This is a genomic window from Priestia veravalensis (assembly GCF_001457055.1).
Taxonomy (GTDB): Bacteria; Bacillota; Bacilli; order Bacillales; family Bacillaceae_H; genus Priestia; species Priestia flexa.
This window is the reverse complement of record NZ_KQ758644.1, coordinates 43,366-57,599: the sequence shown is the minus strand read 5'-3', so window position 1 is coordinate 57,599 and position 14,234 is coordinate 43,366. Positions and strand designations below refer to the sequence as shown.

Genomic DNA, 14,234 nt, shown 5'->3' with positions numbered 1-14,234 from the left:
CCAACCAATGCCTATGAACATTCGAACTTACGCTTGTTCGTGTGGTCTAAATCTCGATAGAGATTATAATTCAGCACTAAATATCAAAAAAGAAGGCATCCGCTTATTAGCAAGTGCCTAATAAAATATAAACTCTTGGAACAAGAGGGTTAGCTTGGTCCATTTCGTCAGCTACCAAAAGTGGCGATTACCCAAGAAGCCCCCACTTCAAGCAACCCGTAAGGGTGGTAAGTGGTGGGAGTAGTTCACACGTAAGTGTAAAAAGTAGCTTAAACGATGACATTGAACTTCAAAACGTAACTCCTTCTTCTGTCGACGTAGTTCATTCAGGTGACGTGGCAAAAGCAGACGCAACTCTAAACATTAAGAAAAATGGGAAAGTCGTAAAGAAACAGCAAAAAGATATGAAAAAAAACCAGCAGTTCAACGCTTCCTTTGCTGAAGAAGGCGTCTACAACATCACTGCGGACATCAAAGGTCAAACAAAAGACGGAAAGCCGTTTGAGCGTACCATTGTGAAATCAATTTATGTAGATGCTAAAGGGAAGATTTTTCAATAAGAAAAGAAGAGACTGAGACATAAGTAGTTCAGCCTCTACTATACCTGAACGATTGAGAGTTCATAACTTTTAATCGCTCAGGTTTTTTGGTTGATTGTGAAAACAATGTTGGAAACAGGGTGGAATGGAGCGTAGCGCAATGGAACGAACGTGTTGAGACAAACCAAAGAGATGGGAACAGCTAGTGTTCGTCTTTTAGAAGCAATCATTGTGTTATGTCCCAAACTCTTTGTTGTGGATCCTAATTTCTTATGCGTATAAATGACTAGGAAGAGGTAGCCAGCAATAAGAATTAAAATGACAACCTCAGGCTGAATGGCTAAGATAAAGCCAGCAGTGAAACTAAGTAGTCCGCCAATCAAGCTAGAGAGGCCAACTAGTTTGCTTGCTTTTTCTTTATTACGTATACGACGCTCGTTAAATCCAGGAAGCAACCATATTTGTTTTTTTATGCCGATGAAGTAAGCTAGGATGAAAAGAATGAAGCTAATCAGAATTAGGTTATAATTGATGAAAAGCAAAATGAACACGTCCTTTTTACAACTAATGTATGGTGAAGATAGTCGAAGTAGTACAAGGTAATAGGGGAATTTCATATATGTTTTACCCAAAAGGTAATCCACCGTTGCTATAATAGAAGCTAAGAATAAGAGAATAAAGGGGAGCGATTGATGAAAAAAGTAATTTTTACGCTTTTGGGGTTAGCGATTGTCGCTGCAGGAGTGATGGTATACATGCTTCAACATCATGAAGCAAAATCCTATGCAAAGGAAATAAAGCCCCAGGTAATCACGCATTTACAAAAAGAATTTCATGACGTTTCATCCGTCACGTTTACGGAAGAAAAGCTGTTATCTAAGAAAAGAATACAAATAAGTGGTTACGTAAATAACAACAAAGCGCTTGGCTTTTCCGTAACGACCTCGTATCCAGCCGGAGATATTGAAAGTGAGCTCGTTGTAGATCAAGCACTTTTTGATCAGCTGAAATAAGAAACCATTCTTTTTTATTAAAAATACCTAACACAATAGTAAATCATCCCCAAAACGTGCAATTATTTTGTTATGTTCCAAACTCTTCTTCGTTATACAAAACATTCATAGGCAGTGACAGGTGAGGATGCTCCATATCCACCTTCCATGCTCCGACATTTACATACAGAAAAACCGTTGGTAAACACTACTTTCCTATTTTCTAACCATATCTTTGTACTTAGTTGAGGTTTGGGTCTAAATGCTCATCTGATAATTAGGTAATTTAAGGTAATTTCCCTATTTACCTTTCAAGTCTACATGTTAACCTAATGGTAAGTACATAGGAGTAGAAGTAATATTGATTTAAAAATTAAGCGTACGTGTTAATTAACTACATCATCTTGTCAGGAGGAGTACTCATGGATCAAGCACTATTACCAAACGGGTCTGTTGTATTGTTAAAAGGGGGAGACAAAAAGCTCGTCATTTATGGACGTAAGCAAATGTCTCTTGGAGAAGAGCAACAAATTTATGATTATATCGGCGTTCCGTACCCAGAAGGGTTCATTAATGAACAGTACACATACGTATTTAATCACGCAGCGGTTGAGCAAGTAGTGTTTGAAGGTTATCGTGATGAAGATGAAGTCAAGTTTCAAGATGTACTACAGCAAGTACCAAAGCAAAAGCCAGAATAAGATAGGTAAATGAAAAGCCCTCTTCACATCGTGAAAAGGGCTTTTGCTGTTTACAGGCTAATTTCTTTTCCTTCTTTACGTTTTCTTCTATACTCAGCAGTTGCTGTGAAAAGTACGTCTGAAGAAGAGTTGAGCGCTGTTTCACAAGAATCTTGTAAAACACCGATGATGAAGCCCACCGCAACGACTTGCATCGCTACATCGTTTGGAATTCCGAATAAGCTACATGCTAATGGAATTAATAGTAAAGACCCACCAGCTACACCAGATGCTCCGCAAGCTGATATTGCAGCTACGATGCTAAGAATAAGTGCTGTACCAAAATCAACTTCGATGCCAAGCGTATTAACAGCTGCAAGTGTTAATACAGAAATTGTAACGGCTGCACCGGCCATGTTAATTGTTGCGCCTAGTGGAATAGATACTGAATATGTATCTTTATCTAAATCTAGCTTTTTACATAGATTCATATTCACTGGAATGTTCGCAGCAGAGCTACGCGTAAAGAATGCCGTAATCCCGCTTTCACGTAAGCATTGTAAAACAAGTGGATATGGATTTTTACGAATATTAATAAAGACGATAATAGGGTTAACAACAAGAGCAATAAAGAACATGCATCCTAATAAAACTACTAAAAGCTTTCCGTAATCAAGCAATGCCGATAAGCCGTTTGTAACAAGGGCTTCAAATACAAGGCCCATAATACCAAGCGGTGCTAGATTAATAACCCAGCGAACGATTGTTGAAATGGCATCTGAGAAGTTGCCAATCATATTTTTGGTTGTATCAGGTGCATGGCGAAGCGCAATACCAAGTACGATTGCCCACGCTAAAATGCCGATATAGTTAGCGTTCATCAGTGCATTTATAGGGTTGTCCACTATATTGAACAATAGCTTTTCCAGTACTTCACTTAACTCACCTGGAGGCTCAAATCCTTCAACGCCGCTTTCTTTAAGCTGTAGCGTTACGGGGAAAATAAAGCTTGCGATGACGGCAACAAGTCCAGCTAGGAATGTGCCGATTAGGTATAAGCCAATAATAGGCTTCATATTTGTTTGCTGCCCATTTCTGTGCTGTGCGATTGCGTACATAACTAAAAATAATACCAATACAGGCGCAACAGCTTTTAGCGCACCTACAAATAGCGCACCAAAGATTGTAACGAGTTTAGCTCCTTCAGGAACCGTTAACGCCAGAACGACACCGACGATAATCCCGATTATAATTCGAGTAACTAGACTAATTTGATTCCATTTGTGCAATAAGTTTTTCATCATTTGTTCCTCCGATTAATGCTTCATATCCTACATACTGCTCATACGTAAAAGTAAGTTTACCATGAAAAATATTGATTGTGAATGTGAAGAAATAAAATATTTATAATTTTTAGAAAGTTTTTTCTTTGTACAAATGTCCACTCCACTAAAACAACCGCTTGCATGATTATATGTTATAAAAGAGAAAAATGCTAGTGTAAATTTTTATAAATAACAGAAAATTGTTTTTTTGGAATAAAGAAAAAGCACAAAATCAGGCGTGCAGCCTGATTTTGTGCTACGTTGTTTCTCGTATAACCAGTGTGGCTTTATAAAGCTTACGTCGAGGAGGCATTTCATTCTGATGTACGCGGAGAGCAAGTGCTTTAGCTACGTCCTTTGCAATTGTTTGTAGAGGGTAATCAACCGTTGTGAGTAAAGGAATGCTCGCGCGTCCAATGGAATGGTTGTCAAAGCCCATAATTGATACATCTGTCGGAATGTTAACGCTATGTTTTCGTGCACTATGAAGCAAACCCATAGCTACAAAATCACTTCCTGTCAACAGGCCATCTGGATAATCTTCAGTTTGAAAAAGTGTATCTCCAAGCCGAAGTCCGTCGTCAATTGTCATAACCCCGTTTCTTTTCATATCGGGTGAGTAGGTGATCCCTGCATCTTTTAAAGCGTGCTTAAATCCGCACAGCCTTTTTTGTTGAAGCGGCGTCTGTTCATAATCCATACAAAGTAAAAGGCGCGTTCGACCTTGTTTGAGTAAATGGGTCGTTGCATCAAATATCGCTTGTTCTTCATCTACTGAAAAGACGTCGAAAAGGTTTCCAGGAGCTTGTTCATTGCAAATGATGACGATTCTATTGCCTACCAACTCCTTGATTTCTTGTTCAGATAATAAAGTATGTGTCACAACCAGAGCGTCCATTTCTTGCTGTGCGAGCTTGTCATAGACATAACGCTCTTCTGATGGTTGAAAATCGCTTTGATAAATGACCGTTTCGTATCCAGATTGGCGACAGGCTTCTGAGAGTGCACTGATTAACTGACTAAAATAAGGGTGATCGACGGTAGGTACCAATAAACCAATAAGCTGGTTTTGCTTCTTGCGCAAGTGAACGCCTCGCGCATTTCGCTTGTAACCAATTTGCTGGATGGCTTTTTCTACTTTTTCTTTGCTTTCTTGTGAAACGTGGGGATGGTGATTTAACACGCGTGAAACGGTGGATTTGGATAAACCGCTTATACGAGCAAGATCCAGAATTGTTGTCATAAAAAACCTCCATTTAGTCGTTGACCTGGGAACGTTCCCAGCGTGTATGCTGAAAAAAAGCAAAAGGAGAGGGAAACATGAACAAAAAAACATATCCTCATGGAAAAGAGACGCACGCACTTATTTTCTTTGATTTTGACGAAACATATTTTCCGCATGCCTGCACAGTGGAACAGCTTTCGATGCTGCAACAACTGGAGAGGTATTTACATGATGTGTGTAGTCAATATCACGTGAAAATTGGTTGGGTAACCGGCAGTAGCATCGCGCATATTGAGTCGAAAATGAAGAAAGCGAACTTAACATATTTGCCTCATTTTATTTCCAGTAATCTTGGAACAGAGCTATATATGGTTGATGAAGAAGGAAATAAGAATAGCTTACCAGAATGGCAAGCTAAAATTGACGCTTCCGGTTTTTCAAAGGAAACTGTTCAATCGCTTTTACATCAGCTTCGCACTGATTATGAGGTTGTCTTAACGCCTCAAACGCAGTTTGGTCAACAAGGGTATAAAATGAACTATTACTATTATACAAAATCAGAGCAAAATACTCATTCAGTCTTGAAGGTTATTAGGAAGTTAGCGGATGAATACGCAGTGGAAGTAAATATTAATCGATGCAATCCAAAAGCAGGGGACCCCGAAAATGCGTACGATGTTGATTTTATTCCAAAAGGTACAGGAAAAGCAGCCACCGTTCATTTTATGAAAGCATACTATGACGTTGCTCATCACCGAACGCTCGCTTTTGGAGATAGCGGAAACGATATCGACATGCTAAAAGCAGTGGAGCACGGCTATTTGCTTTTTAATGCGACTGATGAAGCGAAAGGTCTTCATGATCAACATGCATCGTCTGCTTATGGAGAGGGTATTATGGAAGTGTGTCAACAGGTTTTTACTTCGATGAAATAACAAAAACACCGGCTGCAGGCTTGCAGTCGGTGCTTTTGTTATTTTAAAAACTTCTGCACATACGGTGTAACCATTGGCTTTACGTGAGCATACAAATCTTTTGCCTGCTGGGCACCACCGGCAATCTTTGCATAGTCCATGTTACCTTGGTCATCTTGAAAATAAGACATCCATTCCGCTACTTGAGATCTTTTTTGAGGACGTCTTCTCGCAAATCCAGGGAATGGAAAAGCAGGTCTACGACGAGGTCTGTTTGAAAACATTTCTTCACCTTCTTCTAGTTGTTATAACGTATTATATGAACGAAAAGAGAAGAATGGAAAGGTTCCTGTCCTAGACCTTTGAAAATAAATAATAAAGGTTTGAAAAATGTTAAGAAAACAGAGTCGACAAATCCATGAACTTGTTAGACAAAACATGACGCTTTCTCGATAAAACGGCGCTATTTCCCTAGAAATTGTTGCAAACGACCTCTTTATTTGTAGAGATTTTACGTACGAAAGTCCCGTTTGATAGGCATAATCCCCTTTATAATAAAGGTAAGTGAATGCTGAAAGGAGCGGTTGAATGAAATGGACAAGTGGTATTGTAGTAGGAGCTTTTGCGGCATGTAGCGCAGTGATGGTAGCAGGTGTTCAGCATTGGGAAACAAAAATAGAGGGGCAGGCACAGGCAGCAGTCGTGGAAACGGCACAACCTCATCAAAAGCAGTTTTCTGGTGTATCAAGCTATACAAAGCATTTACCCCCATTTTTGGTTAGTGCGATTGAAGATACGTTTATAAAAGACAAGCCCATCTCACTTGTGCTGGTAGCGAGGGAAGAGGACGAGTGGGCATCTTTCGTAAAGAAATCTTTAGAAGATACATACGGACAAGACGTGTTTCACATCCAAATCTATTCGTATCATGATCAAACAACAAAAGAGCTCGTTCATTCTTCTTTTCAGCAAGACTTACAAAAGCTAAATCCGACCCTTGTTTTAGCTGAGGTTCCGATGTTGGAAGGCCAGAAGGAGATGCCGATTGATGATGCGCTGCCCGAACTTCAAGCGTTCATTTCGCAAGTGAAAGAATTAAAAACAGCATTTATCCTTCAGCCGTCATCACCGTATGCTTCACAATATGAATCTTATGAAGAAGCGGTAGCAGCCGTCGGAGGAATGGCGAAGGAGAATCACGTTCACTATCTCAATCACGCTCCGCTATGGCCTTATGAAATCTCTCCTTATGTCACAAAAGAAAGTAAGTTAACGAAGGAAGGCAAGCGGCTGTGGGGTGAGCATCTAAGCAGTTGGTTTACAGGGAAATAAACGAGCAAAAAAGCATGAATGTTTTCATTCATCAGATTGACGAGAACCTTACAGGTTTCTCGTCAATCTGCATTACGTGCTACCTTTTTCGATACTCTTTTGCATATTGTTTTAATGTATCTAATAATAACTGCTGCTGGTTTTCATCTGTAAATGCTTCAATCCCGTATAAAAACTCATGATTTGATTTTTCTTTCCAGACGGCCAAACCAGTGATTGTAAGGTTTTCATCCAGTAAAGAAAAGTTAACGGTAAGCTCAATAGATTTTTGAAATACTGGAAGATCTAGTGGTGTGATTAGCTTCATCCCTCTTGGTGATAAATCAATAATGGCAAGTGGAGCCAGTTTACTTTCGATGTCTTTTCCATCGTATTTTTTAATGAAAAACGTGCCAACAATGGGCTTTGCAAATGTAAAACGAAAAGGCTCTTCACGCTTATATTGCATAAAACAGCTCGCTCCTTTTAAGTAGGGAATAAATGGAGAAAAATGCATCCTTCAGCTGATGTATTCCTTGCTTTCTTCACATATAGTAAGAGAGAGGCTGCTTTTGCTACTATTTCTCACTACACTATATCGGTCAGTTACATTAAATCTATAGAAAAAGAAAAGGTATTGTCAATATTTTATGAAATTTATGCATTCTTTTGTATCGAAATATAAAGAAATGTTATGACTGAAACGAATAGGTGACAGTGTAAATAAAATAGTAGACAATAAGCATAGTAGGGTAGAGGGAGTGACAGAGGTTGAAGAAAGTAAAACAACGCAAAGAAAAGCGAATACTGTTTGACAAAAGTCAATTAGCACCGCTTAAAGTTGATTTGGAGACTAAAAAGCTGCTAGCTGAAGTTGGGCTACCGCGAGATGTTGCTCCATTGTTTGAATTCATGTCCTCTAAAAATCAGCTATGCACTTTGTGTGAGACGCTTCATTTATCTGCTCGCTATCAGCTTTATTGGTTTTTAGGGATGACAAAGCTAGGCGATCCTATCTGTTTACATGGTGACAATGGCAACATTGTACTGTTAGATGTTTCAAACGATGACTGCGAGCGTCTAATCAACTCATCGCTTGTACAGTTTTTACAGTTTGTTGAACTATTTTACGAATATATCCAGCCTTTCGTATTACGAGATGAACGTCCCGAAGTTGATGGTCATGTTCCAAATATATTAATTCGCGAAATGCGCGAGCGTTTTGAAGAAATTGATAAAGAAGCGATGAAACCCCATAGCTTTTGGAAATTGGAATTGGATTCGCTTTCAAAGTAAACCTCGCTTTGCAACGAGGTTTTTCTATGTCCGATTTATGCTTACGGTAAACTTATAGCGATCTGCACGGTACGCTGACCTCACAACTTCTAGCGGCGTGCCATCTTCTAAGTATGTGTAGCGTTGAATCAGAAGGATAGGGGATCCCTTTGCTACCTGCAAGTGTTCCGTTTCGTTTTCTGTAGCCACAATGGCTTCTAACGTTTGTGTAGCATGTCCAATTTTTAATTCGCTTTGCTGTTCGACATAGTTATAAAGCGATTGTTGGATAATGGCTTCCGTCACGCCTTTGATTAGATTAGCGGACATATAGACCGTTTCAATGGCCATTGGAATTCCATCTGCCAATCGAATACGTGTGATTTCATAGACGGGGTGATGCACTTGAATCGAAAGCTGAGACGCAATTTTTGCTGTAGCGGGAATAATTTCAAAGTGAAGCAAGCGGCTACTTGGCGTGAAGCCCCTTGCCTTCATATCTTCTGTAAAGCTCGTTAAGCCTACAAGCTGCTGCTCAATTTTTTGTTCAGAAACGAACGTTCCGCGTCCTTTTTCACGATATAAAAGGCCTTCATTTACAAGGTTTGTAATTGCTTGTCTTACTGTCATACGGCTAATTTGAAACTGTGTTGCATACTCTCGCTCGGATGGAATTGCATCGTGAGGTTTAAGCTCTCCGTTTTCAATTTGAGAACGAATTCCATCTTCAATCTGTGTGTAAATCGGCAGAGGTGAATTTTTGTCAATCATGCACAATTCCTCCTTTACATCGATCATACTACAATCCGCTATAAGTTTGTACGAGATAATGCCTTCTCATCAGCGATAATTGTAACAGCCTGATGGTTCTTTAAGATGGAAGCAGGAAACTCTTCCGTTACTGTTCCTTCAAGTAAATGATAGATGGCATCTGCTTTATCTTCTCCAGACGCTAATAATAAAATTTCAGTGCTGTTCATAATAGATGAAATGCCCATGGTTATGGCATGAGTCGGTACTTCATCAATGGATGAAAAGTAACGAGCGTTTGCTTGTCTTGTAGAAGAAGCAAGCGTGACCACATGTGTTTTAGATGAAAAAGGCGTACCTGGTTCATTAAAGCCAATGTGCCCGTTACGACCAATTCCTAAGATTTGGAGGTCAATGCCACCAAGTTGTTCAATAAGAGCTTCGTAGCGCTCACATTCTGCTTCTGCATCTTCTGCTGTCCCGTTTGGAATAAATGTTTGATTAAGAGCTACATCGAGGTGACCCAAAAGCGTATCCACCATATAGTAACGATAGCTGTTTGGATTATCAGCAGAAAGGCCGACATACTCATCTAGATTAAATGTGTGCACTTGCTCATAAGACGTTCCATTTGTTTGATGGTCTTGAATAAGAGCTTCATATAAACCTTTAGGTGTTCCACCAGTAGCTAAACCAAGCGTGATTGAAGGATCACTCTTTACTTTGTTAATAATAATACCAGCTGCGGTTTGGCTCATTTCTTTATAATCTTTTACTGAGATGATATTCATTATTGTTCCCCCTGTTCATATGCGATATGTCCACGACACACTGTAAGCTGCACGTCGAAGTTTTTATTCAGTACAACGCAATCTCCATCTTTTCCTACCTTTAAACTGCCTTTACGGTTGAAAACACCAATTTGCTTTGCTGGATTAACAGCAGTCATTTGGATAACGTCTGATACGCTACAGCTGGTAAAGTCTATCATGTTTTTCATTGCGTCATTCATTTTTAAAATGCTGCCTGCAAGCGTTCCATCCCCTAATGTAGCCATTGTTTCGTTTACGTGAACGGGCTGACCACCAAGGTCATAAACACCGCTTTCCAACCATTTAGCACGTAGTGAATCAGTGATTAAAATTAAGCGCTCGCTTGAAATTTGCTGATAGGCAAGCTTGACCATTTCTTTATGTGAATGAATGCCGTCAGCAATAAGCTCTGTATAGAGCTCTTCGCGCAGGTAAGCTGCACCTAGTACGCCTGGCTCACGGTGATGAATGCCGCGCATCCCGTTGTATAGGTGAGTTACGTGCGATGCCCCGGCTCCAATAGCTGCAACTACTTCTTCATACGTAGCATCTGAATGTCCAATTGAAGCAACTACGTTTGTTTGGTTTAAGTACTTCACAAGCTCTGTTCCACCTAATTCTTCAGGAGCAAGCGTCACAAGTCGAATATGATGTTGTGCTAAATCTTGCCAGCGCTTAAACTGCTCAACGCTTGGCTGTTGAATATGGTGGAGAGGCTGAGCACCTGCTCGCTTGGCTGAAATAAAAGGGCCTTCTAAGTGAATGCCTAGCGCTTCTGCTTGGGCGTTATTTTGGTTGTTTGTAATAAAATGTCCGCATGCGATCAGAGCATCGTTAATGGCTTCTACAGACTGCGTCATTGTAGTCGGAAGAAAGCTTGTTGTTCCTTCTTTTGGAAGGGTAGCAGCCATTGTTTTCAACGCATCTTCTGTTGCGTCCATCGCATCTGCGTTCCCAGCTCCGTGAATGTGGACGTCGATTGCTCCTGGAACGACGATGAAATCAGGAGAATACTCAATAACTCGATCGTTTGAGCTCTTTTGATAATCGTGAATACTACCTAGCTCAGTTATTAACCCGTTTTCTATTTTCAGATATCCGTTTGGATAGACGGTTGTTTCGCCATAAACCGTTACGTTGTAAATGACCAGCGGTTTGTTCATAACATAAGTCTCTCCTTTGTCTTTGTCGAATGTATATGATTAGTGTAGCTCTTTTGAAATTAGTTGTCTATACCAGTTGTGATTTTTTATGTTGTAAGAACTGTTAACACTTATATAAAGGTAATGAAAGCGCATAATTGGTATAGACAACTAGAACACCTCATGGTAGGATGTTAGTAAATATAGAGATAAGGGGATGAAGAAATGTTCCAATTTTTACAACGTGTAGGGAAGTCGCTTATGCTACCCATCGCCGTCTTACCTGCCGCAGCGCTATTGCTGCGCTTAGGTCAACCTGATTTATTAGATATCCCATTTATGGCGCAAGCAGGAGATGCTATCTTCGCTAACTTAGCACTTTTATTTGCTCTTGGAATTGCAGTTGGGTTATCCAAAGATGGAAGCGGAGCAGCTGCTCTTGCAGGTGTCATTGGTTATTTCGTTCTAACAAAAGGAGCCGTTGCGCTTGATAAAACGATTGATATGGGCGTACTTGGTGGAATTGTAGCCGGTATAGTTGCGGGTCTTTTATACAATCGTTTTTCAGATATAAAACTGCCGGAATGGCTAGGGTTTTTTGCTGGTAAACGCTTTGTACCAATTATCACGTCGGTTGTGATGCTTGCTATCGCCGGTTTGTTTGGCGTTATTTGGCCTCCAATCCAAGATCAAATTAACAACATTGGTGAATGGCTAACGGGTGCTGGTGCTCTTGGTGCAGGTATTTTTGGTTTTTTAAACCGTATGCTGATCCCACTAGGGCTACATCATATTTTGAACAGCTTAGTGTGGTTTGTATTCGGGGAATTTAACGGAGCGACAGGGGATTTAAATCGCTTCTTTAAAGGAGATCCAACAGCGGGAACGTTTATGACAGGTTTCTTCCCAGTGATGATGTTTGGTCTTCCAGCAGCCGCGCTTGCGATGGTAGCAGCTGCTAAAAAAGAAAAGCGAAAGCTCGTATCAGGAATGCTTATTGGACTAGCATTTACCTCATTTTTAACAGGAATTACAGAACCAATTGAGTTTTTATTTATGTTTATTGCCCCTGTTTTATACATAGTACATGCTTTGCTAACAGGAATTTCAATGGGGCTTGCCGTCATGCTTGATATTCATCACGGCTTTGGTTTTTCAGCAGGTGCCATTGACTATTTCTTAAACTTTGGAATTGCGCAAAAGCCACTGCTACTGGGAGGAATCGGCCTCATCTATGCAGCGACTTACTTCGCGTTATTTTACTGGCTGATTAAAGCGCTTAATTTAAAAACGCCTGGCCGCGAAGACGATGAAACAGATGGTGAAGAAGCGGTGGTATTATCAGATGATAAACATGTAAACATGGCTGCTCATTTTATTGAAGGTTTGGGTGGAAAAGAAAATCTTGTTGAAATTGATAACTGTGCAACACGCTTGCGTCTACAGGTAAAAGACTCGAGTGCGGTTAATGAAGGGCAGCTTAAGAAGAACGGTGCTCGCGGTGTGATGAAGGTTGCAAAAACGAGCGTTCAAGTCATTGTTGGAACGGAAGTAGAGTTTGTAGCTAATGCGATGAAGCAGCTTGTTCGAGGCGAAAAAGTAATGGCAAGTGCATCAGTGAAAGGTGATCCAAAGCCAAGCGAAGGCGTGCTTGACGAATTTAGCTTACCGTTTGAAGGGGTGGTTATGCCGCTTGAAAAAGTCCCTGACCAAGTGTTCTCTGCTAAGCTGATGGGCGATGGTTTTGCGATTGAACCTGTTAATAATGCGCTTCATTCACCAATTTCAGGTGAAGTCATTAGTATTTTCCCAACCAAGCACGCGTTTGGTTTGAAAACAGATACTGGGCTAGAATTATTAATTCATGTTGGAATCGATACGGTTGAGCTAAAAGGTGAAGGGTTTACAACACTCGTGAACGAAGGCGAACGTATTGAGCCAGGCACACCGTTATTACAAATCGATCTCGATTATGTGAAAAAGAATGCTACGTCACTTGTTACACCTGTTGTGTTTACTAATTTACCAGAAGGAAAAGAAGTAGAGATTAGAAAGACAGGTTATCAAAAACAAGGTGCGAAAGGTGTTATCAAATTATTATAATGAAGAGGCTGGGACATAAGTAATTCAGCCAATGATAAACCTGAACGATTGAGAGTTCATAACTTTTAATCATTCAGGTTTTTTGCTGATTGTGAAAAACAATGTTGGAAACAGGGTGGAATGGAGCGTGGGACACTCGACTCCTGCGGGAAAGAGAGGGAAAACGGAGATCCCGCGGAAAGCGAGTGACCGTAGCGTAATGGAACGAACGTGTTCAGACAAACCAAAGAGATGGGAACAGCTAGTATTCGTCTCTTAGAAGCAATCATTTTGTTATGTCCCAAACTCTTGGTACAAACGATAAAATGAGCTATGATATACTAAAAGAAGTAAGTACAGATAAGGGAGAAGTTGTATGAACGAAACGTCAGTTACAAAAATTATTCTTATGCAAACAGAAAAGTTAGCTCGTCAGTACGGCTATGATTTTTTATATGAACCGCAGGGAGATAAAACGCTTTGTCAAATTATTCAGCGAGATGAAGATGGCTCGATTTTAGGAACGCCGCTTAGCTTTCATATCGACATGAACGAAGAGAAAGGAATTGGCCAAATTAGCTATTATCATGAGCAAGGGGAATTTAAAAAGCAAGATGTAAGTGTATTTGAAGAAAACAGCTTAGTTAACGTATTTCTATTTATTCAACAGCGACTTCAAATTAATTCGTAAGAGAGGCTGGGAAATAAGTAATTCAGTCAATGATAAACCTGAAAGATTGAGAGTTCCTCCCCGCGGAAAGCGAGTGGCCGTAGCGCAATGGAACGAACGTGTTCAGACAAACCAAAGAGGTGGGAACAGCTAGTGTTCGTCTTTTAGAAGCAATCATTTTGTTATGTCCCAAACTCTTTTTTATTGTGAAAAAAGGCTCGTTTTCCTTTCTTTTAACATGATGCTAAGTCAATGTTCATATACATATCATCGTTGAGCTTTTGGAAGATAGGAAAAAATGGAGTAAAAAGGAGGAGAAGTGATAGCCTTCTATCGAACTATAAAAAAGATCTACTTCGTTAGGAACTGACAGATTCATATTTTTGGTAAAATTTAATGAATTTGGTTTTAATCTGGTTATATAGGGGAATGAAAAATGAGTCTTTGTATCTGTTAGGTATCTTCTTTTTATCAGCTAAATGAACTAAAAAATGTCTTTTTTTGTCGAACGACTAGA

17 protein-coding genes and 1 pseudogene are annotated in these 14,234 nt (G+C 40.0%); 10 read left to right on the top strand and 8 right to left on the bottom strand.

Features of this window, described 5'->3' with window-relative positions; genetic code table 11:
- Together AS180_RS22485 and AS180_RS09605 are read left to right on the top strand one after the other, a co-directional pair.
- Positions 1 to 121 (top strand): annotated as a pseudogene (locus AS180_RS22485) (zinc ribbon domain-containing protein); the annotation flags it as partial.
- A 103-nt stretch (positions 122 to 224) separates the two neighbouring features.
- Positions 225 to 560: a hypothetical protein gene (locus tag AS180_RS09605; protein ID WP_025910146.1), complete on the top strand. Its 336-nt coding sequence runs from the start codon at positions 225 to 227 to the stop codon at positions 558 to 560.
- A 77-nt stretch (positions 561 to 637) separates the two neighbouring features.
- On the opposite strand, the gene AS180_RS09600 is transcribed toward AS180_RS09605, so the two are convergent.
- Positions 638 to 1,081, bottom strand: coding sequence for a DUF3784 domain-containing protein (locus AS180_RS09600; RefSeq protein ID WP_051567159.1), 444 nt, complete (start codon positions 1,079 to 1,081; stop codon positions 638 to 640).
- Between the two features lie 150 nt (positions 1,082 to 1,231).
- Here AS180_RS09600 and AS180_RS09595 point away from each other — a divergent pair, with 150 nt between their 5' ends.
- The gene (locus AS180_RS09595; protein ID WP_025910148.1) at positions 1,232 to 1,552 is read left to right on the top strand and encodes a DUF1433 domain-containing protein; all 321 of its coding nucleotides are present in this window, start codon (positions 1,232 to 1,234) and stop codon (positions 1,550 to 1,552) included.
- A gap of 401 nt (positions 1,553 to 1,953) precedes the next feature.
- Positions 1,954 to 2,232, top strand: coding sequence for a DUF4176 domain-containing protein (locus AS180_RS09590; RefSeq protein WP_025910149.1), 279 nt, complete (start codon positions 1,954 to 1,956; stop codon positions 2,230 to 2,232).
- 50 nt (positions 2,233 to 2,282) lie between these two features.
- On the opposite strand, the gene sstT is transcribed toward AS180_RS09590, so the two are convergent.
- Both sstT and AS180_RS09580 read right to left on the bottom strand, forming a co-directional pair.
- On the bottom strand, positions 2,283 to 3,512 hold the full coding sequence (sstT, locus tag AS180_RS09585) for a serine/threonine transporter SstT (protein ID WP_062686745.1): 1,230 nt from the start codon (positions 3,510 to 3,512) through the stop codon (positions 2,283 to 2,285).
- Positions 3,513 to 3,792: 280 nt separating this feature from the next.
- The gene (locus tag AS180_RS09580; protein WP_025910151.1) at positions 3,793 to 4,779 is read right to left on the bottom strand and encodes a LacI family DNA-binding transcriptional regulator; all 987 of its coding nucleotides are present in this window, start codon (positions 4,777 to 4,779) and stop codon (positions 3,793 to 3,795) included.
- Positions 4,780 to 4,856: 77 nt separating this feature from the next.
- On the opposite strand from AS180_RS09580, the gene AS180_RS09575 reads away from it, so the two are divergent.
- The gene (locus AS180_RS09575; RefSeq protein ID WP_061786587.1) at positions 4,857 to 5,696 is read left to right on the top strand and encodes an HAD-IIB family hydrolase; all 840 of its coding nucleotides are present in this window, start codon (positions 4,857 to 4,859) and stop codon (positions 5,694 to 5,696) included.
- A gap of 38 nt (positions 5,697 to 5,734) precedes the next feature.
- Here AS180_RS09575 and AS180_RS09570 read toward each other — a convergent pair whose 3' ends face one another.
- Positions 5,735 to 5,959 (bottom strand): hypothetical protein, encoded by a 225-nt coding sequence (locus AS180_RS09570; protein WP_025910153.1) that lies wholly within the window; start codon positions 5,957 to 5,959, stop codon positions 5,735 to 5,737.
- A 304-nt stretch (positions 5,960 to 6,263) separates the two neighbouring features.
- Between AS180_RS09570 and AS180_RS09565 the strand changes: the two genes are divergently transcribed.
- Entirely contained in the window at positions 6,264 to 7,007 is a 744-nt protein-coding gene (locus AS180_RS09565; RefSeq protein WP_062686744.1) for a hypothetical protein, read from the top strand.
- Between the two features lie 79 nt (positions 7,008 to 7,086).
- Here AS180_RS09565 and AS180_RS09560 read toward each other — a convergent pair whose 3' ends face one another.
- Entirely contained in the window at positions 7,087 to 7,455 is a 369-nt protein-coding gene (locus AS180_RS09560) for a PilZ domain-containing protein (RefSeq protein ID WP_062686743.1), read from the bottom strand.
- 302 nt (positions 7,456 to 7,757) lie between these two features.
- Between AS180_RS09560 and AS180_RS09555 the strand changes: the two genes are divergently transcribed.
- A complete protein-coding gene (locus AS180_RS09555; RefSeq protein WP_025910157.1) occupies positions 7,758 to 8,282 on the top strand; it encodes an SUKH-4 family immunity protein in 525 nt (174 codons plus the stop codon).
- A 24-nt stretch (positions 8,283 to 8,306) separates the two neighbouring features.
- Here the strand turns inward: AS180_RS09555 and AS180_RS09550 are convergent, their stop codons facing one another.
- From AS180_RS09550 to nagA, 3 genes are read right to left on the bottom strand one after another with little or no spacing between them, the layout of a single operon-like run.
- On the bottom strand, positions 8,307 to 9,032 hold the full coding sequence (locus tag AS180_RS09550) for a GntR family transcriptional regulator (protein ID WP_025910158.1): 726 nt from the start codon (positions 9,030 to 9,032) through the stop codon (positions 8,307 to 8,309).
- A gap of 38 nt (positions 9,033 to 9,070) precedes the next feature.
- Positions 9,071 to 9,802 carry a glucosamine-6-phosphate deaminase gene (gene nagB / locus AS180_RS09545; RefSeq protein ID WP_025910159.1) on the bottom strand — a complete coding sequence of 244 codons (732 nt, stop codon included), beginning with the start codon at positions 9,800 to 9,802 and terminating at the stop codon, positions 9,071 to 9,073.
- Positions 9,802 to 10,986 (bottom strand): N-acetylglucosamine-6-phosphate deacetylase, encoded by a 1,185-nt coding sequence (gene nagA / locus AS180_RS09540; RefSeq protein WP_025910161.1) that lies wholly within the window; start codon positions 10,984 to 10,986, stop codon positions 9,802 to 9,804. Before nagA ends, nagB begins: the two co-directional genes overlap by 1 nt.
- Positions 10,987 to 11,190: 204 nt before the next feature.
- On the opposite strand from nagA, the gene nagE reads away from it, so the two are divergent.
- The 3 genes from nagE (at position 11,191) to AS180_RS09530 (ending at position 13,738) form a co-directional block, all read left to right on the top strand.
- Positions 11,191 to 13,068, top strand: a complete 1,878-nt coding sequence (nagE, locus tag AS180_RS09535; protein WP_062686742.1) for an N-acetylglucosamine-specific PTS transporter subunit IIBC — start codon at positions 11,191 to 11,193, stop codon at positions 13,066 to 13,068.
- A gap of 115 nt (positions 13,069 to 13,183) precedes the next feature.
- Entirely contained in the window at positions 13,184 to 13,327 is a 144-nt protein-coding gene (locus AS180_RS22480) for a hypothetical protein (RefSeq protein ID WP_156413468.1), read from the top strand.
- A gap of 96 nt (positions 13,328 to 13,423) precedes the next feature.
- Positions 13,424 to 13,738 (top strand): hypothetical protein, encoded by a 315-nt coding sequence (locus tag AS180_RS09530; RefSeq protein ID WP_025910164.1) that lies wholly within the window; start codon positions 13,424 to 13,426, stop codon positions 13,736 to 13,738.
- The last annotated feature ends 496 nt before the right edge of the window (positions 13,739 to 14,234 follow it).

Bases quoted from the DNA above. Each gene is read 5' to 3' on its own strand.
- AS180_RS09595 (WP_025910148.1), top strand. From the start codon at position 1,232: ATGAAAAAAGTAATTTTTACGCTTTTGGGGTTAGCGATTGTCGCTGCA.
- AS180_RS09590 (WP_025910149.1), top strand. From the start codon at position 1,954: ATGGATCAAGCACTATTACCAAACGGGTCTGTTGTATTGTTAAAAGGG.
- sstT (WP_062686745.1), bottom strand. From the start codon at position 3,512: ATGAAAAACTTATTGCACAAATGGAATCAAATTAGTCTAGTTACTCGA.
- AS180_RS09580 (WP_025910151.1), bottom strand. From the start codon at position 4,779: ATGACAACAATTCTGGATCTTGCTCGTATAAGCGGTTTATCCAAATCC.
- AS180_RS09575 (WP_061786587.1), top strand. From the start codon at position 4,857: ATGAACAAAAAAACATATCCTCATGGAAAAGAGACGCACGCACTTATT.
- AS180_RS09570 (WP_025910153.1), bottom strand. From the start codon at position 5,959: ATGTTTTCAAACAGACCTCGTCGTAGACCTGCTTTTCCATTCCCTGGA.
- AS180_RS09565 (WP_062686744.1), top strand. From the start codon at position 6,264: ATGAAATGGACAAGTGGTATTGTAGTAGGAGCTTTTGCGGCATGTAGC.
- AS180_RS09560 (WP_062686743.1), bottom strand. From the start codon at position 7,455: ATGCAATATAAGCGTGAAGAGCCTTTTCGTTTTACATTTGCAAAGCCC.
- AS180_RS09550 (WP_025910158.1), bottom strand. From the start codon at position 9,032: ATGATTGACAAAAATTCACCTCTGCCGATTTACACACAGATTGAAGAT.
- nagB (WP_025910159.1), bottom strand. From the start codon at position 9,802: ATGAATATCATCTCAGTAAAAGATTATAAAGAAATGAGCCAAACCGCA.
- nagA (WP_025910161.1), bottom strand. From the start codon at position 10,986: ATGAACAAACCGCTGGTCATTTACAACGTAACGGTTTATGGCGAAACA.
- nagE (WP_062686742.1), top strand. From the start codon at position 11,191: ATGTTCCAATTTTTACAACGTGTAGGGAAGTCGCTTATGCTACCCATC.
- AS180_RS09530 (WP_025910164.1), top strand. From the start codon at position 13,424: ATGAACGAAACGTCAGTTACAAAAATTATTCTTATGCAAACAGAAAAG.